The following is a 20,593-nucleotide window of genomic DNA, read 5'->3' on the forward strand; positions in this document are numbered from 1 at the left end:
ACTTTTGGGACACCTTTTTTGCCAACGGCGCATTTTTCAATAAAAACGCGCCACTTTTCAGGAGAATTGCGCCTTTTCCTGCTGCTTTACGTTACTTTGTCACACGGACGCTCCATTTCGAGAAGTCCGGGTTTTCTTTCTGAATCATTGACGCCGGGAAGACGAATGTCCATGGTTTTGTTGTATTGGCTTTTACTTCAAAATCGCCGACGTTGAATTGACCTTGTGCGACTAGTTCGCCTGTCGCATCAATAAGCTGCAACGGCAGCTTTTCAATGTTTACGTTCCGGTCGTATCCGTTACGGATTAACAAAGAAATCGTTAAATTTCCGTTTTCAAGCGTTGCTGCACTTAATCCAGTAAAGTTCAACTCGTTTTTAGCCGGGTCGCCAAGTTTTTCAACGATTTTTTTTAAATTTTCTTTTTGCTCATCTGGCAGTGTCTTTTCCCATTTTTCATCAAGCTCCAGCTTATGTTTGCGGGACGTTAAGTCAAACGCAATCGACCAGTTTTCTTTGCCAAGCTCTACTTGTTTGTTGAGTGACGCGGAAGGGAATAGGAACGTCCACGGGCGGCTTGAATCAGCCGGCAAGGAACCAAGTTCTTTCAGCATGAATGTATCCCGCGCTTTTAGTTCGTTTTTCTCATTTAGCAGCAGAAGGGGTACGTCTCCGAGTGTGATATCCCGTTCAACAGTATTGCGGACGAAAGCGGAAACTGCGATTCCGTTTGGCTGCTCGTTCCATTCAATGCCAGATAAAGAAAGCTGGTTCCGCTTTAATGGCGGCAATTCATTATTTAAAAAGCGCAGAACGTACATTTGCTCCTGTGAAACTGCTTGGGATGGGTGAAGAGACAAAGCTGTTGTCACTTCTTCCTGGCCCGCTTCCGCTTCCACGCCTGTTACTTCGCCGGCAGAAACAGCCGTTTCAAGCCCGTCATTTTTTAATGTATCATCATTTTTGCCTTTTCGTTTAAAGAAAGAAAACATAGGTTAATTCTCCTTTTTTGTTAGTTCCGTCATTAAAACGGCCGTTTTGGCAGAAATAGAACGAAGCAGGTCGCGGTAAGACGTTTGGAATAGCTGCAAGCCTTCACGTGCGTAAATACGCATCGGATCTTCCTGCTGGTAGTGGCGCAGGCCGATGCCTTCTTTTAAGCGGCTCATTTGTTCAAGGTGATGAACCCAAATGGCATCGATATCTGCCACCATAATCCGTTTCACCAATTCATCCCACTCCGGCTCATATTGGCTGTCGATCCATTCTACATAATCGAATAAAACGGGTTCGACTGCGTGATCGACCTCTTTTTGGCTTGATGCTTCTTCTGGGATCGGTACCGTGCGTCCGCCAAACATTGCCTGTAAATGTCCAGAAAGCCTGTCAAGCGGCCATTCTTCCGATGCGATGTCTTCCTGGCAATGATGATCAATTTCTTCACGGGAAGAACGCTTGATCATATCCGTGAGCCGTTCTTTTTGTGATTCAGCATCAATAATCGCATTGCGCAAACCGAAAATGACACCCCGCTGCTCGTTAATGACATCATCAAGTTTTAAATTATACTCACGCATGGCGTAATTGGAGCCTTCCACAATCCGCTGGACACGATCGACGAATTCATGCATTTTTTTATTTTTCACGAGTCCGTCGTCTGCTGTCTGCAATTTTTTCTCGAGCTTGGCAAGGTCATCTTTTGCAAATCGTTGAAACATCGTATCTTGAAGTGAAATCAAAAATTCGCTTGAACCCGGGTCACCTTGCCGTCCAGCCCGGCCTTTCAGCTGGTTGTCAATCCGTCTGGACTCATGGCGTTCAGTGCCGAGCACGTGAAGCCCACCGAGTTCTGGTATACCGTCACCAAGCAAAATATCGGTGCCGCGCCCGGCCATGTTTGTCGCAATCGTAATATGGCCTCGCTGGCCGGAACGGGAAATAAGCTCTATTTCCTGCTCGACACTTTTCGCGTTTAAAATTTCAAAAGACAAGCCGGCTTCTTTAAAGTAATCGGCGATCTTTTCAGACTGCAAAATAGAGGTTGTCCCGACTAAAACGGGCTGTCCTTTTGCGTGGCGCGCAGCAGTTTCTTTTGTCACGGCCGCGTATTTTTCTTCCGATGTCCGGTAAATCCGGTCCGGCATGTCCACACGCTGTACCGTTCGGTTCGTTGGTACTTTAATAACCTGCATATTGTACACATCAAGCAATTCTTTTTCTTCTGTTTTCGCTGTACCGGTCATGCCGGATAAAAATGGGTACATGCGGAAGTAGTTTTGAATCGTGATCGAGGCCTGCGTTTTATTTTCATCGGTTACTTCCAAGCCTTCTTTTGCTTCAATGGCTTGGTGCAGCCCGTCTGAAAGCGTCCGGCCTTCCATCGTCCGGCCGGTAAACATATCAACGAGTAAAATCGCCCCATCCTTTATGATGTAATCCACGTCCCGTTCGAACATGACGTGTGCCCGGACCGCCTGAATCATATAATGGTAAAGCGTCTGATGCTCAAGCTCATATAAATTGTCAACGCCAAATGCTTTTTCCACTTTTTCAATGCCGTCGTCTGTCAGGCTGACGGCTTTCGTTTCATCATCAAGGTGATAATCTTCATCACGGACAAACCGTTTAGCCACACGAGCACCAATATAATGAAGATCCGCTGCCGGCGGCATTTTGCCCGCGACAATAAGCGGTGTTTTCGCTTCATCAATTAACACGCTGTCTACTTCGTCGATAATCGCAAAATGATACGGGCGCTGGACGCGCTGCGTTGGGTGCCACACCATGTTGTCACGTAAATAGTCGAAGCCAAATTCCGTTCCGACCCCATATGTAATGTCCGCGTTGTACGCTGCTTGTTTTTCTTTTGAGTCCATCAGCGGCAAATTCAAGCCGACTGTTAAGCCAAGAAATTCATGAAGCGGTCCGATTGTGTCGCGGTCGCGGTTTGCCAGGTATTCATTGACCGTAATGACGTGAACGCCTTTGCCTTCGAGCGCACGCAAATAACTCGGAAGGGAAGCGACGAGTGTTTTTCCTTCACCGGTTGCCATTTCGGCAATATTTGCATCTGATAAAATAAGTCCGCCAATGAGCTGAACATCATAATGACGCATGCCAAGAATACGTTTTGCCGCTTCACGTACAACAGCAAACGCATCTATTTTTATATCATCAACGGATGCGCCGCCAGCAAGACGTTCTTTAAATTCGGCTGTTTTGGCACGCAATTGTTCATCTGTTAAAGATTCTATTGCTGCTTCCTGTTCATTAATAGAAGCGACTAGTTTTCGATATGTTTTTAGCTGCCGGTCAGCAGCATCTTTTTTTCGAAACAATGAGACCATTCTTTTCACTCCCCAGAATACGTTCCATGGGCCCGTCTTGGACGGTTCACAAAGGCATGATAACTGAATGCGGTGCATGCAGTCACCCATCTTTATCTTAACAGAAGATAGGATGAAAGAAAATATAACGTCTTTTTCATGTTTATGGTGGATATAATGATGGTTTGCCATTATAATGTTGAAGTTGAGAACAAATAAAATAATGACGTTCATCATATAAACTATGCTTCTGACTGACAGAGGGAGGATCTTATGGTTGTTGCTTTTATTATCTGTGTACTGGCTTCTTTAGCCCTTACGCCACTTGTGAAAAAATTTGCCATTGCCATTGGGGCCGTTGATAAACCGAATTATCGGAAAGTGCATATGCGGATTATGCCGCGCATGGGAGGTCTGGCGATTTTTATCAGCTTCCTGATCGGTATGCTGGTCTTGCAGCCGGCTGCTCCGTATGATTTGCCGCTGATGAATCCCGCGATTATTCTCGGAAGCTTTATTATTATTTTGACAGGTGTCTTTGATGACCGTTTTGAGCTTTCAGCGAAGGTCAAGCTGGCTGGGCAAATTGCCGCAGCGCTTGTTGTAGTCGTATACGGAGATGTCCGCTTGGATTTCTTTAACTTGCCGTTTGGCGGAACGATTGAATTCAACAGCTTTTTAAGTATTCCACTGACAATCATTTGGATTGTCGCGATTACAAATGCCATCAATTTAATTGATGGATTGGATGGATTAGCGGCAGGGGTATCAACAATTGCATTGTTTACCATTAGTTTTATGGCCTTTTTAAAAGGTGATGTGTACGTTATGAGCGTGGCGCTTATTGTCGCGGCGAGCACAATCGGCTTTTTAAAATACAATTTTCATCCTGCTAAAATTTTTATGGGCGATACTGGAGCGCTATTCCTCGGGTTTATTATTTCAGTCGTCTCACTCCTCGGCTTTAAAAATATTACCGTCGTGTCGTTGATTATTCCAATTATTATACTCGGTGTTCCGATTTCTGATACGATTTTTGCGATTATCCGCCGGAAGCTGAACAAGCAGCCTATTTCTGCACCAGATAAATCCCATCTTCACCATTGCCTGCTTCGGACTGGCTATACGCACAAACAAACTGTTTTAATCATTTATATGATTGCGCTGATGTTTGGTCTGGCGGCAATCATCTTCTCGATGGCGACCATTTGGGGTGCTCTTATTATGATGGCGGTTATTACGCTTGCGATCGAGCTCTTCGTCGAAAGTGTCGGCCTGATCAGCAATGACTACAAGCCGCTTTTAAACTTTGTGAGAAGCGGAACGAAAAAGAATCTATAGAATAAAAGAAATGCCGCTCCGTTACATCGGAGCGGCATTTCTTTGTTTTATTCACCTGTGCTGTACGATTCGTCTTCTGTATCACTTTCTTCTGATTCCGTGCTGCTATTTTCTTCATCAGAATATGAAGAGGATGTTTCAATACCAAGGTGTTTCTGTAATTTGCCTTTAATAACTTCAAGTTCTGTTTCATCCGCACGGTAAATGTAAGCGCCTGAGTTTAAGAAATCGTCCGTTCCGGGAAGGGTAAGAGATTCATAACTTAATCCTTTGTCATTTTTACCGTAGTCAATTAAAGACTTCATTTCGCTGAATGTCATATCAGTGCGGAGATTTTCACCGATTGCTTCTAATATTTCATCGTACTTCGTAACAGAATTCACAGAAAGAGCTTTTTTCACGACTTTCTGCAGTATTTGCTGTTGGCGTTTGCCTCGCTCAATATCACTATCGTTCATACGGGTGCGGGCAACTGCAAGTGCTTCTTGTCCATTCAGCACTTGGACACCTGGTTCCATATTAACGTAATGGACATCACTAGAGTCTTTTACTCTGAATTCATACGGTACATCAAACTTAATGCCGTTTAATGCATCTACTACATCTACAAATGCATAAAAGTTCATGCGGACATAGTAATCAACCGGCACGTCAAGTAATTCTTCAACCGATTCAATGGTAGCAGTTGGTCCGCCCACAACATGCGCGTGGTTAATTCTGTTGTAATCGTCTTCTGCTGGTATATATGCATACGTGTCACGCGGAATGCTGAGCATTTTAATTGTTTTATCTTTAATATTTAAAGTTGCTAAAATTAGCGCATCTGTACGAGTATTGTCTCCGTAATTACGTTTGAGGTTGTCATCAATCCCCATAAATAAAATAGACACGTTGTCTTCTAAAGGGTGAACGTCTGCATCACGCAAGTCCGACTTTTCACGTCCGTCATTCATATACGATTCGGAAAAAACGGTTTCGGCTTTTTTATACAAAAAAGCGCCGTAGCCTGCTCCTGTGAAAAGAACGAGCAGCAAGGGAAGGATGAGTGTGAAAAAAACAATCCGGCGCTTTTGCGTTTTTTTACGGCGCCGACCCGTGCGTTGAATGGGTGAACTCATATATTTATCTCCTTTAAATGTAATGTTCAAATTTCGAACCATTTATTATTTTACTATGAAAGGATCAATTCGTTCAAATTATTTTAAAATTCGACGTTTTTTTCCATATATAAGACGCCGCCTTCTGTAAAATCAGCTTGCCCATTTGTCAGGTCAATCATCCAGTCATGAAAGGTTTGTACATGTTCTTCTTCAACAAAGACATCCACGTCAACGTGTTCGCCGTAACGGATTTCTTTTATTTCATAAACCGATGCATGCAGCTCGTTTTCAATTTTGCCAAGCCATGTGTAATCAATCGAGGCCGTCACGACTTTCATCAGACGGCGTTCGACAATGCCGGCTGCGTTCAAGCCTTCGGATGCTGCTTTGCCGTAAGCACGGATCAATCCGCCCGCCCCGAGCTTAATGCCGCCGAAGTAACGTGTAACTACAATTACTGTATTCTTTAATTCCCGTTTTTTAATGACTTCAAGAATGGGCAGGCCGGCGGTGCCGGACGGCTCACCGTCATCATTTGCTTTTTGGATATTGTCGTGTTCACCAATGAGGTAAGCGGAGCAATTATGGGTAGCATCTTTATGTGCCTTTTTTATTTTTTCAATAAATGCGATCGCTTCTTCAGCTGTTTCTGCCCGAGAAACATGGGCGATAAAGCGGGATTTCTGAATGGTGATTTCGTTTTCACGGTTTATTTTAACTGTTTTATAATAAAGCAGCAATGATTTTTCCTCCTAAAGATAGGTTTAGCTTTCGAAAATTAGGGTAATCAGTAGTGATAATCATCGTAAAGGAAAAAAGTCTGAATGAAAAGAGACATGCTTCGAAATACTTTTAAACGAATCGTAAATAAACTTTAATATTCGTTCATTAATCTAATGATATAATGAAATAGTCCTTTCCGTGTGAGGTTTTCACCGGGTCTTTTTTGAGTTATTTAAAATGAACCATGTATTATTTCCACCATCGAAAGACACAGTAGTATGAAATATGAGCTGTACCTTTCGTATAGGTCCAGACCATCAAATTGGGAAGGAAATTGCTTATGTCGATACGAAATTCAGATACGAAACTTCTTGATACAATTTTGGATAAAATGGTGGAAACGGTCGATCAAAGCAAGGACCAGATTTTTTCAATTGCAGAACAAAGCAGAGTAGATTATGAAACACTTATGACAGAGCTTGAACTCATCAAACACCAGATTCATTTTGCCATTATTGAACAAGAAGAACTGGAACGGAAAGCAAAGATGGCCCGTAAGCGGTTATCAGAAGTGAGCCGTGACTTTTCGATTTATTCAGAAGAAGTTGTGCGTCAAGCATATGAACAGGCGCATGATTTGCAAATGAAGCTGCTCGTTTTGCGGCAAAATGAAAAACAGTTAAGCGAGCGCCGCAATGACCTCGATCGACGCTTGTTATCGGTACATAAAACGATTGAGCGGGCAGAGCATCTAGTCTCACAAACCGCGGTTGTTCTAAATTATTTAACACAGGATATGAAGGCATTTGGCCGTGCACTTGAAGATGCCCAATCAAAACAGGCATTTGGCCTGCAGGTGATGGAAGCGCAGGAAGAAGAAAGAAAACGCTTATCGCGTGAAATTCATGATGGACCCGCACAAATGATGGCGAACGTCCTTATGCGTTCTGATTTAATTGAAAAGTTGTACCGCGAGCGGGGCGTGGAAGCGGCATTTAACGAAATCCGCGATCTGAAAAAAATGGTTCGATCTGCGCTTTATGAAGTACGGCGTATCATTTACGATCTGCGTCCGATGGCGCTTGACGATCTCGGTTTGATCCCGACATTGAAAAAATATTTGGCCACTGTCAGTGAATACAGCCGCTCTAAATCGGCTGCACCTGATATGAAATTTGTAAATATTGGCCTTGAGAAGCGGCTTCCGTCCAATATGGAAGTAGCGTTATTCCGGCTTATTCAAGAGTCGGTCCAAAACGCACTAAAGCACTCGGATGCATCCGTCATTCAAGTGAAACTGGAAATTAAAAAAGAACAAGTATTAGCTGTCGTGAAAGATAACGGCAGAGGATTTGACGCAAACGAGAAAAAATCAGGCTCTTTTGGCATAATGGGAATGAAAGAGCGAATTGACCTACTGAGTGGAGATATTACCATTCATTCGAAACCAGGTGAAGGGACCGCTGTTTTAATTAGTGTCCCAATAATCAAGCAGCCATTGACTTAGAGGAGGAACAAGGATGACAACTAAAATTATTATTATTGATGATCATCAGTTATTTCGTGAAGGGGTAAAGCGTATTCTTGATTTTGAAGAAACGTTTGAAGTGCTTGCAGAGGGAGATGACGGAACAGAAGCGCTTACGCTCGTCGAAGAGCACAACCCGGACGTTGTCATTATGGACATTAATATGCCGGAAATGAATGGCGTTGAAGCAACGCGCAAGCTTGTTGACAAATACCCGGATACGAAAATCATTATTTTATCGATTCATGATGACGAAAACTATGTTACACATGCACTGCAGTCCGGTGCGCTTGGCTATCTGCTGAAAGAAATGGATGCGGAAGAACTAGTAGAAGCGGTTAAAGTAGTGGCAGATGGCGGTTCCTATTTGCATCCACGCGTCACACATAACTTAATCGCGGATTACCGCCGCTTGTCCAATGATGATGGCAAAGGAAAAGGATTCCAGCAAGCGGAAGTTGTACGTCCGCTTCATTTATTGACACGCCGCGAATGCGAAGTGCTTCAGCTGCTCGCTGACGGAAAAAGCAACCGTGGCATCGGCGAGGCATTGTACATTAGTGAAAAAACCGTCAAAAACCACGTGAGTAACATTTTGCAAAAAATGAACGTAAACGACCGGACGCAAGCCGTAGTCACAGCCATTAAAAAAGGCTGGGTGGAAGTTCGCTGATGCAAAAAGTCCCTTCAAGGGGCTTTTTTTTGAATGGACATAACGATGTGAAAATTAAAAAAAACGGTTCGCGCCGGTTGAGCGTGAACCGTTTTTCTTTTACAATGAAAGACATAATACAAAAAGGATCAAAGGCGGCAAACGCGACATCTTGTCGCACCGCCTTTGTGACCCGCATCATGCGGGCCCGAGAGGACGTGCAAAAACGTTGACATATAAATGGGTACCCGCGCTTCTTTTAATGGGTGCACTGCTGGGCGCCTGCGGGGAGGAAAAAAGCGACGAGGCCGCAAACTCCACATCAGATGGTGAAACGCAAAGCTCTACACAAGAAACGCATACGGCCGAAGAGGAAAAAGCAGGCGGAACATCAGTAAAAGCGCCGATTGAAGAAACGGAAAATGTACCGAAAGAGGAAAGAGAAGCGATTCTCGCCGCACTCAACCAACAAATTCAATCGTTTAACGAAAAAGACATCGATGCATACATGGCGACCATTTCTAAAACGCCGGAATCATTTGATTATGAAGAAGAAAAAGCATACATCGAAAAAGTGTTTCAAACATTTGATGCCACGATGACGCCAGAAAATACAAAAATTATTCAATACGATGAAGACAAAATGACGGCCAATGTATTCATGAATATGGAATCGACATCGAAAGACTTAAGTTCGGGCAAGGAAGTAAGCCAGAAGACCCGCCAGATTATGGTGTTTCAGAAAGAAAAGGACGGCTGGAAGCAAGTTTCCCTTTTTGCCATGGAATGATATAGTGAAAAGAAAAGAGGTTATTAAACATGACAAAAGAAATGAATGTAGAAAGCTTTAATTTAGACCATACGAAAGTAAAAGCACCGTACGTCCGTCTTGCGGGTGTAAAAGAAGGCCAAAATGGCGACAAAATTTTAAAATATGATATTCGTTTTTGCCAGCCGAACAAGGAGCACATGGAGATGCCGGCGCTTCATTCCCTGGAGCACATGATGGCGGAATTCAGCCGCAACCATTCAGATAAAATCGTTGATATCAGCCCAATGGGTTGTCAGACCGGCTACTATATTGCGGTGATCAATCACGAGGACTACGACGATATTTTAACCATCATTGAAAAAACATTAGAGGATGTCCTTGAAGCAACAGAAGTGCCAGCGTGCAACGAAGTGCAGTGCGGCTGGGCAGCGAGCCATAGTTTAGAAGGCGCGAAAGAGATCGCGCGCGATATGCTTGCGAAACGAAGTGAATGGACAGAAGTATTTGCCGGGTAAGCCATGTGCCGACAAGCGGATAAAAGCATTTGCCTTTTATCCGCTTTTTTTATTAGCTAAAAACGTATATGTTTTGGAGATTGTTCAGCTTCAGGCGGCCAGTCCCTCGGTCATAAGCCGTCACAGCTGTGTGGCAAAGAGCGCCACCCTGCTGTCCGTCTTACGCTTTTCTTACGATGTCCAGCTCCAGGCGCCGTCGGCTCGAGGTCATAAGCCAAGCCCTTCTGGAGGCAAAGAGCGCCTCCGTCAGTGCTCGTCTTATGCTTGTCGCCGATAGGCAGGCGCCTTGCGCTTTTCTAATAAAAAGGGGGCTTTTTTTGTGATGAATGAGGCAGTTAGGCGAAATGTATGGCAGCGGTTCGTGCGGGAGGGAGTCTTGGATGCAGCGCGGCTGCAAAAACGGATTGAAGAGTCATGGTACATGTGCCAGAAAAAAGGTGTCAATCCGTATGACGGCAAAGGAAGCGACATTTTAACGACCGATCAGCTGCACCAGCGGCTTGAAAAAAATGACCGGCTGACGTCTATTGCGGGACCGATTATGGATAAAGTGATCATGTCCATCCAACAGGCGAATACGATGATCTTGCTTGTAGATAAAGAAGGGTATATCTTGGCTGCATGCGGTCCGGACCCGACGTTAAAAAGGGCGTCGGAAATCAATTTTGTTGAAGGATCGAAATGGACGGAAGATGTTGTTGGGACGAATGCAGTTGGAACCGCTCTCAGAACTGGCGAAGCGATTACCGTTGTGGGCACCGAACATTATTCTGTCGCCTCACAGCACTTTTCTTGCTCCGCCGCCCCCATTCATGCGCCCGACAGGACACTTCTCGGCGTCCTCGACATGACGAGCGCACTGGCGGATTCCCGCCATGAGCATATGCTGGCCGCCGTCTGTACAGCAGCTTTTGCGATTGAGCAGCAATGGGCGTCACTCGAGAAAATGGACGAGCAGTCACTCATCATGGCTGCGTCTTTTTACCGTCAGCACACCGCTCCAATGGCTGCTGTGTCCATGTTAGGTTCTGTAGTCTGGATGAATGAAGCGATGAAAGAGAGATGCCAGATGACTGTACCGTTTTTGCTGCGTGAACTGCCGGAAAACGCCTGGAAGCAAGGTGTAATGCGGAATGTATTCGAGGAATCTGGTTCACTTCAGATTGGGCAGCTCATTCAGTTTTCCAATGTGAAAAAAACACCGGCCAGCTCCGGCTGGATTAATACGTTTCATTACAACGGGGTGATCGGCACAGCAGAATCGTTCCAGCACGTTCTTTGGCAGGCGGAACGTGTCGCAAAAACAGATGCGGCGGTGCACATATACGGTGAAACCGGCACGGGGAAAGAAATACTGGCCCGGGCGATTCATCGAAATAGCAGCCGTAAAAACGGTCCGTTCGTTGCAGTAAACTGCGGTGCCATTCCTGCTTCATTAATGGAAAGCGAGCTGTTTGGCTATGAAGGAGGCGCGTTTACCGGAGCAAGCCGGAGCGGCTATCAAGGGAAAATACGCGATGCGGATGGCGGAACGCTGTTTTTAGATGAGATTGGGGATATTCCGGAGCAGATGCAAATTTCGCTGCTGCGCGTGCTGCAGGAACAGGAAGTCATGCCGGTTGGCGCATCTAAGCCGATTCCGGTCAATCTCCGGATTATTACGGCGACTCACCGCAATTTAATTGAACTCGTTAACGAGCGAAAAATGCGGGAAGACTTGTTTTACAGAATTTATGTTTTTCCGATTGAATTGCCTCCGCTTCGTCAGCGGCTTTGTGACATGGAACGATTCATTGCGGATTATAAAAAACGAACGAATTGGAACGGCAGTGTGCCGGAATCATTGATTCGTGTCTTTAAGCAGCACTCGTTTCCGGGGAATTTCCGTGAGCTGTTCAATATTCTCGACCGCATCCGCATTTTGTACGGTGATCACGTACCGGCGGATGTAGCCGCTTCTGACTGTATGATCTCACTGGAACGGGAATGTGAGAAACAGTGGACAAGCCGCCAGGAAATGGAACGGGAAGAATTGATGCAGGCGCTTAAAGACGCAAAAGGCCATGCCCCAACCGCCGCTAAACAAATGGGTATGCCGCGCAGCACATTTTACCGGAAGCTGAAACAATATGAGATGAATTGAGACAGATCAGGATAATGATGAGAAAAGAAGACACGGAGAATCCATAAACCCTTTGTACAGCCTTCCTTTTAGGTTGGCACGCTGATTGCATTAAAGAAAAAGAAAGCGTTTTCTATTTAATCAATCAGTGAAAGGGAGAGGATGACGGTGTCACAAACGCAAACAAATCAAGCAGCGGTTTCAAAAGAAGAAGCGACATGGATGTTTCAAAAAATGCTTGAAATACGCCATTTTGAAGACCGGGTTCATGAGATATTTGGGACAGGGGTTTTGCCGGGATTTGTTCATTTGTATGCCGGAGAAGAAGCCATTGCGGTCGGTCTTTGCTCGCATCTGGATGACAACGACTACATTACGAGCACACACCGCGGCCACGGTCATTGTATTGCCAAAGGATGTGACTTGGATGGCATGATGGCGGAGATTTACGGGAGATCAACCGGGCTTTGTAAAGGAAAAGGCGGCTCCATGCACATTGCCGACATAGAAAAAGGGATGCTTGGTGCCAATGGCATTGTCGGCGGCGGATTCCCGCTGGCAGTCGGTGCCGGACTAACGCATAAATTAAAAAAAACAGGCGGCGTCGCGGTTTGCTTTTTCGGAGACGGTGCCAACAACCATGGAACGTTCCATGAAGGCATAAACATGGCGGCGATTTGGGATTTACCGGTCATTTTTGTTGCGGAAAACAATGGATTTGGAGAAGCGACGCCTTTTCATTACGCGTCCAGCTGTAAATCGATTGCAGACCGGGCGATCAGCTATGACATTCCGGGTGAAAGAGTGGATGGAAAAGATGTCATAGCGGTTCGGGAAGCAGCACAGCGGGCGGTCGAGCGGGCCCGCAACGGTGAAGGACCGACATTAATCGAATGTGTGACGTACCGGAATTATGGTCATTTTGAAGGAGACGCCCAGACGTATAAAGGCGAAGAAAAAGTGAAGCATTTAAGTGACTTAGACGCCATCAAGAAGTTTTACACGTATCTGACCGAGCAGGGCATTATGACAGAAGAAGAACTGGACCGGATGGATGAAGAGGTACGAGGTGCGGTGGATCGTGCCGTTGAATTTGCGGAAAAAAGCCCGCATCCGCTTCCGGAGCAGCTGCTTGAAGATGTCTATGTGTCGTACAAAACAGAGGGAGGTGCGGTATCATGACCCGTCAATTAACATTCTCACAAGCAGTGAATGAAGCAATGGCCATTTCAATGAGAGAAGATCAGGATGTGATTTTGCTCGGGGAAGATGTTGCAGGCGGGGCAGCCGTCGATCATTTGCAGAACGAGGAAGCATGGGGCGGCGTTATGGGTGTCACAAAAGGGCTCGTGCAGGAATTCGGGCGCGACCGGATCATTGATACGCCGATTTCGGAAGCGGGCTACGTCGGGGCAGCTGTCACAGCTGCGGCCACCGGCATGCGGCCGATTGCGGAGCTTATGTTTAACGACTTTATCGGCAGCTGTCTTGATGAAGTGATGAACCAGGGCGCCAAGCTGCGCTACATGTTTGGCGGCAAGGCGAAAGTACCGCTGACGATTCGGACGATGCACGGAGCCGGATTTCGCGCTGCTGCCCAGCATTCCCAAAGCTTGTATTCATTCTTCACTCATATACCAGGTATTAAAGTTGTTATCCCATCTACACCGTATGACGCAAAAGGACTTTTGCTCCAGTCCATTTTTGATGATGACCTCGTTGTCTTTTTTGAAGACAAAACGTTATATACGATGAAAGGCGACGTACCGGAAGGGTCTTACCGCATCCCGTTCGGAAAAGCGGATATTAAGCGAAGCGGGGAAGATGTGACGATCGTCGCGATCGGCAAAATGGTGCATACGGCAATAAAAGCGGCAGACGAGCTGTCGAAGAACGGAATAGAAGCGGAAATCGTTGATCCACGCACACTGTCTCCGCTTGATGAAGACACGATTTTATCGTCTGTGGAAAAAACGGGCCGGCTTGTTGTCGTGGATGAAGCGAATCCACGCTGCAGCGCGGCAACTGATATTGCTGCACTTGTGGCCGATAAAGGCTTTGACTACTTGGATGCGCCGGTGAAAATGGTAACGGCACCGCATACGCCGGTTCCATTTTCACCATCGCTTGAAGATATTTACTTGCCGACGCCGGATAAAATAGTGAAAGCCGTTCAGCAAATGACCGGCAGCGAACTTGTCATGTAAAAGGAGGAGTTATGATGGCTGTAAAAGTGATTATGCCGAAGCTTGGGATGGGGATGGAAGAGGGAACGGTTGTCGAATGGCTGAAGCAGGAAGGCGACGAAGTGAAAAAGGGAGATTCCGTTGCTGTCATCAGCTCCGATAAAATTGAAAAAGACGTCGAAGCACCGGAAGATGGGGTGCTGTTAAAAATTCAGGCTTCTTCAGATGATGTCGTAAAGGTGGGCGAGGCGATCGGGTTTGTCGGTGCCCCAGGAGAAGAACCGGATGCAACCGCTGCTCCGCAGGCTGAGCTTCACCAGGAAGCGCCGGATATGCCGACAGAAACGCCGCAGTCGATTCAGCAAACCCTGGAGCCAGTCGCTGCAAAAGCAGAGAAAAATGGCGGCAGAACCCACATTTCACCAGCAGCCCGCAAGCTGGCAAAAGGACATAACATTGATGTGACGGGGATTCCGGGCACGGGACCGAACGGCCGTATTACCCGGTCAGATGTGGAACGGCATATGAACCATGAACCACAGCCGGCTGCTATGGCGAACCCGGCACCGGAAGCAGATGTGGAGCCGATGTCATCTCGTTCCTCCGCAGTTGGAAAGCCGCTTGCTGGCATGCGTAAAGTCATTGCGGAGCGCATGCTTGACAGTCTGCAGACGACCGCTCAGCTGACTATTACGATGAAAGCGGACGTAACCGATTTAATGACAATCCGCAAACAAATGAATGAGTCACTGGAAGAAAGCGGCGTGAAGCTGACACTGACCGATTTTGTTGCCAAAGCTGTGATCGCGTCGCTGAAAAAACATCCGGCGATGAATGCGACACTCCAAAACGGACGGCTCGCGCTGCACGAACGCGTTCATCTTGGCATCGCGGTGGCGCTTGACGGAGGCTTAATGGTGCCGGTCATTAACGACGCATGCTGCTGGTCGATGAAGGACTTATCCGAACGGATTCGCTCAAATGCCGATGATGTCCGGAGCGGCCGCGTTCAGGCCGAAACATTAAAAGGATCAACATTTACCATTACGAACCTCGGAAACTACGAAGTCGAGTACTTTACACCGGTGCTCAATCCGCCAGAAATCGGTATTCTCGGCCTTGGACGTGTGATGCCGGAAGCTGTTTTTGTTGGGGATGACCTGCAAAAACGAATGATCCAGCCGCTCAGCCTGACATTTGACCACCGCGCAATCGACGGCGCGCCGGCTGCTGCCTTTTTACAGACAGTGAAAACATTGCTTGAGCAGCCGTATCGGATGCTTGCCGAATAGTGATGGAAGCCCGCTCTTTAAGCGGGTTTTTTTGAATGAAAGTCATAAAAATTGAGTAAAAACGGACAGGGCTGTTAAGGAATGATAAAAGTTAACTAAAACAAGACAGGATTGTAACGAATTAAAAAAATTACTTGGCTATAAATCAATTATTATTCCCCAGTGCTTACATCAACATTTCCCCTGCTTTTTCATACAAAGAACTCCACCGAGTAGCACACCTTTGCTATTTTAATTTTTTCCGGAAATGCGTCCCATTCAGAGTGGTCATACGAATAACTACTTTGCTTCCAAGAAGATTTAAATGATTAGTTGTCTTTTGTAAAAAGAAAATGCGTAAGGAAATCTAACAAATTTCCATTTAATATTTTAAAAATAAGTTATATTTTAAAAAATTAATCGATTTAACCAGTAATATTTTTTTGTTGATTACTATACAGTCTGGACGGTTAGTTAAAATAACATTTTGTAATAATTGTTTGAGAATGAGTTATTTTCAGAAAAAAGTTTATTTGTATATTTATCTTAAATTTTTTTAGTAATTACTATACAGTCTGGACGGTAATTTTTAAAAGAAAATTAAGAATTTTGTGATTATTAATTTTCTTTTTATATAAATCTAAATAATGGGAGGGATTTATTTGGTATCGAATAAGGAGATGACTCAAGAAAGAAAAGTCGAGGTTCGCGGAATTGATTTTATTCCTGAAAGTGAACGTAATTCTAATCCTCTGAATGTATTTTTTGCTATCGGCGGTGCTCAGCTTTGTTTTCCCCTTATGCTTATTGGTGCTCTTCCAGTAGCCTTTGGACTCGGCTGGTGGGATTCATTTTGGGCTCTCACTATAGGTTTAATAATAGGTTCTGTGTTAGTAGCTCCAATCGCTTTATTAGGGCAAAAAACTGGAACGAACGGAATTGTTAGCAGCGGTGCTCACTTTGGCATAAGAGGAAGAATGATAGGCGCTCTTTTAACCATCTTTGTAGCTCTTGGATTTTATGCTTTGACAGTTTGGACTGGTGCACAATCTATTGTATATGGTGGCAACCGATTGTTTGGATGGTCTGAAGGAAACGGAATCTTAGCCGTCGGGGCCTTACTCATAACAGTTATTACAAGTATAGTAGCAACCTATGGCCATTCAGTTGTTTTAATCATTGAAAAAGCCGGAACATGGATACTTGGTGCCATCCTTATATTAGCTGTCTTTGTATTTCTGCCCCAGTTTGATGCTTCCTACCAAGGCGGAAATTATCTTTTAGGAGGATTCTGGAGCACATGGTTTTTATCGGTCAGTATTGGCTTGTCGCTGCCGATTTCGTTAGTCCCTTTCATTAATGACTACGCCAGGTACATTCCAACTAAAACCAGTGCCCGATCTATTATGTTGGGAACCGGAGGAGGAATCTTTGTTGGCTGTTGGATTTCAATGGTTGGTGCATCATATTTAATGACAATGTTTAAAAGCATGGAAACCCCATTTGTACAAGGAATTATGGAGATTTCCCCTGTGTGGTTTATTTTCCCATTATTATTAGTCGGGTTAATTGGAAGCCTTACACAGGGAAGTTTTGCTTTATATGGTGCCGGCCTTGGATTAGAGACTCTCGGATGGGGGTTAAACCGGATTGTAACAACCATTATTATTAGTGCTGTAGCCATGTTATTAGTTTTCCTAGGGGTGTTTGTTTATGATATCTCCAATGTGGTGAATGCATTTGTTACGCTCATTATTGTGGCTATCTCACCGTGGCTTGCTATCAAATTAGTTGGATATTATTTATTCAAAGGCCAGTATTCCCCTTTGGAACTGCAACGTTCAGAAGGAGGAATTTACTGGTATTCTAATGGATTTAATATTCCTGCAACTGCCTCCTGGGTTGTGGCAGTAATTGTCGGTTTATTATTTACGAGCACAAGTGTTTTTGTCGGTCCATTTGTTAACTTAGTCGGTGGTATCGATGTTAGTTTCATTTCCTCTGCAATTGTTAGTGCAGTCTTGTATTTTATTTTTGTCAAAAACTCTCTCCCGAAAGAAGCAGAAGTTAATACTATTGAGCCAAGCACAAAAAAAACAATTTGAGAGGGGGGATTCAAAAAAGGAAAGGACTTTAACTGGAATTCACAGAAAAAGAAAAAGCAATTATAGCTAACTAACGAGGTGAATCATGGAAAAAATAAGATTAATGCCTAAAGATCATTGGGATTGGAGTATACCTGTTCCTTTCTCACAAGGATGGAAAGTTGGGAACATGGTTTTTGTAGGCGGACAAATCTCTGCTGATGCAAAAGGCAATATTATAGGTGTTGGAGATATTGAAGTTCAAACCCGAAATGTTTTTGAAAATATTCGCAAAGTGTTAAATGAAGCAGGGGCGGATATGAAAGACATCGTGAAGCTCAATACCTATTATGTTTTTGATGGAGACGAAAAGGAAACGACAGAGTTTTGGGAAAAGATGACCAAAGTGCGGATGGAGTACTTATCGGATCCTGGTCCAGCGGGGACAGGCATTCGGATTAAAGGATTAATGTGGGAAGACCTATTAATAGAAGTAGAAGCAATAGCGATCATAAAGGAGGAAAAATAAATGATTAAAAATCCGATTCCTTGGCCAAATGGCGCAAAATGTGCTGTAGCGATCACCTTTGATGTAGATACGGACAGCATTCTTCATCTAGACCACCCAGATTCTGCAGATACAAAAATTTCTTCGAATTCATGGCTGAAATATGACGAGATTGCTATCCCGCGTATTCTGGATATGTATAAAAAATACAATATCAAACAAACCTTTTTTATACCGGCCTGGTGCATTGAACAGTACCCTAATTATGTTGAAGCGATTTTAAAAGACGGACATGAAATAGCTCATCATGGGTATTTACATGAACACCCGAATGAAATGTCCATAGAAGAAGAATTGTATTGGCTTAAACGCAGCATAGAAGTAATCGAAAAACATACAGGGAAACGGCCAAGTGGCTGGCGGGCACCCTGGTGGAATTTCTCTAAACATTCCGTTGACTTATTAGCGCAGGAAGGATTCTTATATGACTCGTCATTGATGGCCGATGATATTCCGTATCTTTTAAAAGGCAAGTCGTCGAACGAAATCATTGAATTGCCCACTCATTGGGGAATGGACGATTGGCCTCAGTATGCCCATAACCCGGATTTTGGCTACTCCATGCCAATAGCCTCTCCGGACCGCGCAATGGAAGGATGGATCGCTGAATTTGAGGCAGCGTGGGAGTATGGCGGCATGTGGGTTTCTGTTTGGCATCCTTTCCTTTCAGGCAGGCTGGCACGTTGTGCCAGAATCGACAAGATGATTCAATATATGCAGGAAAAAGGCGGCGTCTGGTTTGCGACGATGGAGGAAATTGCTCTTCACGTGAAAAAGTGTGTCGATGATGGAACATACAATCCTCGTACGGTTCATCTTCCATATTACGATGGACGTATTCCTGAACTGCAATCAACTTTAGTGGAAGGGGCAAAAAAATGAGTGTAATTGCGACGACAAGTAAACTTATAGACGTATTGAGTAAGGGATCAGAGCCACATTTAATGACCGGAGAGCAATACAAAGAAAGCTTACGGGACGGCCGCCGGGTCATTGATGCTCAGGGAAATGAAATTGCAGATGTAACCACGCATCCCGCATTAAAGCGCGGAATTGACAATTTAGCGAAAATTTATGATTCACAATTTGACCCTGAAACGAGGGATATTACAACTTTTATCAGCCCGGAGGATGGAAAACGATACAGCACCGGCTGGCTGGTTCCGAAAACAAAAGAAGATTATCAAAAACGGCGTGAAATGCTGCGTTTAAGTACGTATAGCACTTTAGGTGTTTTTGGCCGCCCGAATGATTATGGTTCAATGATGGCAATGGGATTCCTTTCGATTATTGATAAAATCGAAAAAGAAAATGCAGAATATGCAGAAAATGTTCGCAGGTTCGTTGAATTCAGTCAAAAACACAACGTGATAAGTGCTGACTTGATTCCGGATGTACAAACCGATAAAAATTTACCGCCTGCGCAAAAAAAGGGCACGTTAAGAGTAGTGGAAGAACGCCCTGATGGAATCGTGCTTTGTGGCGCAAAACCAGTGGGATCTGTCGGTGTACAGGGCCACTTTGCGACCGTATCGACTGCTACTTCTGCTAATCTGGATCCTGATGCGGCACTCTGGTGTGCAGTCCCGATTAATTCACCGGGCCTGACTTTAGTGCTGCGGGAGCCCGTTACTTCTCCGGACTCTACATTTGAAGACCATCCCATTGATTCATTTGGTGAGGAGACAGACAATATGATGCTTTTTGATCATGTTTTTTTGCCCCGTGAATACGTTTTTAGTCTCGGTAATTTAAAAATGCTTGGATTGTACAGAGAATCCGGCGCCTTATTTCACTGGCATATACTAGGACGTCTCATGTACCGTTCTGAAATTTTTGTAGGGGCCGCGCAAACGATGGTTGACATTTTGGGCACGGATTCTTTCCAGGGAGTACGGGATGGGGTAGCAGAAATAATCACCTATTCTTCAACATTAAAAGCAGCAATTATAGCAGCAGAAGAAGAATCAGAGATGTGGAATGGAGTGCTGGTGCCGTCAACCAGATTTTTAACTGCTGGAAGATTATATTCAATCGAAAACTACCCGCGAATCATGCATATTCTCCGCGATTTAAGCGGGCAGGGATTAATCAGCCGCTTTCCAAGCAAGGTTTGGGATCATCCGGAAATTGGGGCTGTATTGGAAGAATATTTACCAGGAGCCGGTGTAAGCGCACGCGAGAAAAATAAATTCTTTAACTTCCTGTGGGATCTTTCATGCAGCAGTCATGCAAGCCGCGTAGCTTTATTTGAAAATACGAATGCTACAAACGGTCCGGTTATTCGTTCTGAACTTTACAGATCCTATGATCGGTCAGAACCTGTTAAATTTATTCGTGAATACCTCGATCTACCAGATGTAAACCGTGAAGTTAAACAACTTTATGTTCATGATTTAAAGTAAA

At 44.8% G+C, this 20,593-nt stretch carries 17 protein-coding genes; 13 read left to right on the forward strand and 4 right to left on the reverse strand.

Annotated features, from left to right (window positions below; translation table 11 throughout):
• Nucleotides 1-91: 91 nt before the first annotated feature.
• Nucleotides 92-991: an accessory Sec system S-layer assembly protein gene (locus VQ00_RS00005; protein ID WP_046178109.1), complete on the reverse strand. Its 900-nt coding sequence runs from the start codon at nucleotides 989-991 to the stop codon at nucleotides 92-94.
• Between the two features lie 3 nt (nucleotides 992-994).
• Nucleotides 995-3,346, reverse strand: a complete 2,352-nt coding sequence (gene secA2 / locus VQ00_RS00010) for an accessory Sec system translocase SecA2 (protein WP_046178110.1) — start codon at nucleotides 3,344-3,346, stop codon at nucleotides 995-997.
• A gap of 252 nt (nucleotides 3,347-3,598) precedes the next feature.
• On the opposite strand from secA2, the gene VQ00_RS00015 reads away from it, so the two are divergent.
• Entirely contained in the window at nucleotides 3,599-4,666 is a 1,068-nt protein-coding gene (locus tag VQ00_RS00015; RefSeq protein WP_046178111.1) for a glycosyltransferase family 4 protein, read from the forward strand.
• Nucleotides 4,667-4,713: 47 nt separating this feature from the next.
• Here VQ00_RS00015 and VQ00_RS00020 read toward each other — a convergent pair whose 3' ends face one another.
• Together VQ00_RS00020 and VQ00_RS00025 are read right to left on the reverse strand one after the other, a co-directional pair.
• Nucleotides 4,714-5,784: an LCP family protein gene (locus VQ00_RS00020; RefSeq protein ID WP_046178112.1), complete on the reverse strand. Its 1,071-nt coding sequence runs from the start codon at nucleotides 5,782-5,784 to the stop codon at nucleotides 4,714-4,716.
• Between the two features lie 83 nt (nucleotides 5,785-5,867).
• A complete protein-coding gene (locus tag VQ00_RS00025; protein ID WP_046178113.1) occupies nucleotides 5,868-6,506 on the reverse strand; it encodes a YigZ family protein in 639 nt (212 codons plus the stop codon).
• Nucleotides 6,507-6,829: 323 nt separating this feature from the next.
• Between VQ00_RS00025 and VQ00_RS00030 the strand changes: the two genes are divergently transcribed.
• From VQ00_RS00030 to VQ00_RS00090, 12 genes are all read left to right on the forward strand, one after another.
• Nucleotides 6,830-7,996, forward strand: a complete 1,167-nt coding sequence (locus tag VQ00_RS00030) for a sensor histidine kinase (protein ID WP_046178114.1) — start codon at nucleotides 6,830-6,832, stop codon at nucleotides 7,994-7,996.
• Between the two features lie 13 nt (nucleotides 7,997-8,009).
• Nucleotides 8,010-8,690, forward strand: coding sequence for a response regulator (locus tag VQ00_RS00035; protein ID WP_046178115.1), 681 nt, complete (start codon nucleotides 8,010-8,012; stop codon nucleotides 8,688-8,690).
• 208 nt (nucleotides 8,691-8,898) lie between these two features.
• Nucleotides 8,899-9,459, forward strand: a complete 561-nt coding sequence (locus tag VQ00_RS00045; RefSeq protein ID WP_052728211.1) for a YybH family protein — start codon at nucleotides 8,899-8,901, stop codon at nucleotides 9,457-9,459.
• Nucleotides 9,460-9,488: 29 nt separating this feature from the next.
• Entirely contained in the window at nucleotides 9,489-9,956 is a 468-nt protein-coding gene (locus tag VQ00_RS00050) for an S-ribosylhomocysteine lyase (protein ID WP_046178117.1), read from the forward strand.
• A 322-nt stretch (nucleotides 9,957-10,278) separates the two neighbouring features.
• Nucleotides 10,279-12,099 (forward strand): sigma-54-dependent Fis family transcriptional regulator, encoded by a 1,821-nt coding sequence (locus tag VQ00_RS00055; protein ID WP_046178852.1) that lies wholly within the window; start codon nucleotides 10,279-10,281, stop codon nucleotides 12,097-12,099.
• 141 nt (nucleotides 12,100-12,240) lie between these two features.
• Complete coding sequence (locus tag VQ00_RS00060; RefSeq protein WP_046178118.1) at nucleotides 12,241-13,260, forward strand: thiamine pyrophosphate-dependent dehydrogenase E1 component subunit alpha; 1,020 nt, start codon at nucleotides 12,241-12,243, stop codon at nucleotides 13,258-13,260.
• Nucleotides 13,257-14,285, forward strand: a complete 1,029-nt coding sequence (locus VQ00_RS00065) for an alpha-ketoacid dehydrogenase subunit beta (RefSeq protein ID WP_046178119.1) — start codon at nucleotides 13,257-13,259, stop codon at nucleotides 14,283-14,285. The genes VQ00_RS00060 and VQ00_RS00065 overlap by 4 nt, the downstream gene beginning before the upstream one ends.
• An 11-nt stretch (nucleotides 14,286-14,296) precedes the next feature.
• Nucleotides 14,297-15,556: a dihydrolipoamide acetyltransferase family protein gene (locus VQ00_RS00070; RefSeq protein ID WP_342666975.1), complete on the forward strand. Its 1,260-nt coding sequence runs from the start codon at nucleotides 14,297-14,299 to the stop codon at nucleotides 15,554-15,556.
• A gap of 641 nt (nucleotides 15,557-16,197) precedes the next feature.
• Nucleotides 16,198-17,640 (forward strand): purine-cytosine permease family protein, encoded by a 1,443-nt coding sequence (locus VQ00_RS00075; RefSeq protein ID WP_052728215.1) that lies wholly within the window; start codon nucleotides 16,198-16,200, stop codon nucleotides 17,638-17,640.
• A gap of 85 nt (nucleotides 17,641-17,725) precedes the next feature.
• Complete coding sequence (locus VQ00_RS00080) at nucleotides 17,726-18,148, forward strand: RidA family protein (RefSeq protein WP_046178121.1); 423 nt, start codon at nucleotides 17,726-17,728, stop codon at nucleotides 18,146-18,148.
• On the forward strand, nucleotides 18,149-19,069 hold the full coding sequence (locus tag VQ00_RS00085; protein WP_046178122.1) for a polysaccharide deacetylase family protein: 921 nt from the start codon (nucleotides 18,149-18,151) through the stop codon (nucleotides 19,067-19,069). It begins immediately after the preceding gene.
• Entirely contained in the window at nucleotides 19,066-20,592 is a 1,527-nt protein-coding gene (locus VQ00_RS00090) for a 4-hydroxyphenylacetate 3-hydroxylase N-terminal domain-containing protein (protein WP_046178123.1), read from the forward strand. Before VQ00_RS00085 ends, VQ00_RS00090 begins: the two co-directional genes overlap by 4 nt.
• The last annotated feature ends 1 nt before the right edge of the window (nucleotide 20,593 follow it).

The organism is Domibacillus tundrae (assembly GCF_000970675.1).
Classification (GTDB): Bacteria; Bacillota; Bacilli; order Bacillales; family Domibacillaceae; genus Domibacillus; species Domibacillus tundrae.

What these genes read in the sequence shown, in the direction of transcription:
- VQ00_RS00005 (WP_046178109.1), bottom strand. Translation starts at nt 991, where the DNA reads ATGTTTTCTTTCTTTAAACGAAAAGGCAAAAATGATGATACATTAAAA.
- VQ00_RS00090 (WP_046178123.1), top strand. Translation starts at nt 19,066, where the DNA reads ATGAGTGTAATTGCGACGACAAGTAAACTTATAGACGTATTGAGTAAG.
- VQ00_RS00055 (WP_046178852.1), top strand. Translation starts at nt 10,279, where the DNA reads ATGAATGAGGCAGTTAGGCGAAATGTATGGCAGCGGTTCGTGCGGGAG.
- VQ00_RS00020 (WP_046178112.1), bottom strand. Translation starts at nt 5,784, where the DNA reads ATGAGTTCACCCATTCAACGCACGGGTCGGCGCCGTAAAAAAACGCAA.
- VQ00_RS00050 (WP_046178117.1), top strand. Translation starts at nt 9,489, where the DNA reads ATGACAAAAGAAATGAATGTAGAAAGCTTTAATTTAGACCATACGAAA.
- VQ00_RS00060 (WP_046178118.1), top strand. Translation starts at nt 12,241, where the DNA reads ATGACGGTGTCACAAACGCAAACAAATCAAGCAGCGGTTTCAAAAGAA.
- VQ00_RS00015 (WP_046178111.1), top strand. Translation starts at nt 3,599, where the DNA reads ATGGTTGTTGCTTTTATTATCTGTGTACTGGCTTCTTTAGCCCTTACG.
- VQ00_RS00035 (WP_046178115.1), top strand. Translation starts at nt 8,010, where the DNA reads ATGACAACTAAAATTATTATTATTGATGATCATCAGTTATTTCGTGAA.
- VQ00_RS00070 (WP_342666975.1), top strand. Translation starts at nt 14,297, where the DNA reads ATGATGGCTGTAAAAGTGATTATGCCGAAGCTTGGGATGGGGATGGAA.
- secA2 (WP_046178110.1), bottom strand. Translation starts at nt 3,346, where the DNA reads ATGGTCTCATTGTTTCGAAAAAAAGATGCTGCTGACCGGCAGCTAAAA.
- VQ00_RS00080 (WP_046178121.1), top strand. Translation starts at nt 17,726, where the DNA reads ATGGAAAAAATAAGATTAATGCCTAAAGATCATTGGGATTGGAGTATA.
- VQ00_RS00085 (WP_046178122.1), top strand. Translation starts at nt 18,149, where the DNA reads ATGATTAAAAATCCGATTCCTTGGCCAAATGGCGCAAAATGTGCTGTA.
- VQ00_RS00030 (WP_046178114.1), top strand. Translation starts at nt 6,830, where the DNA reads ATGTCGATACGAAATTCAGATACGAAACTTCTTGATACAATTTTGGAT.
- VQ00_RS00065 (WP_046178119.1), top strand. Translation starts at nt 13,257, where the DNA reads ATGACCCGTCAATTAACATTCTCACAAGCAGTGAATGAAGCAATGGCC.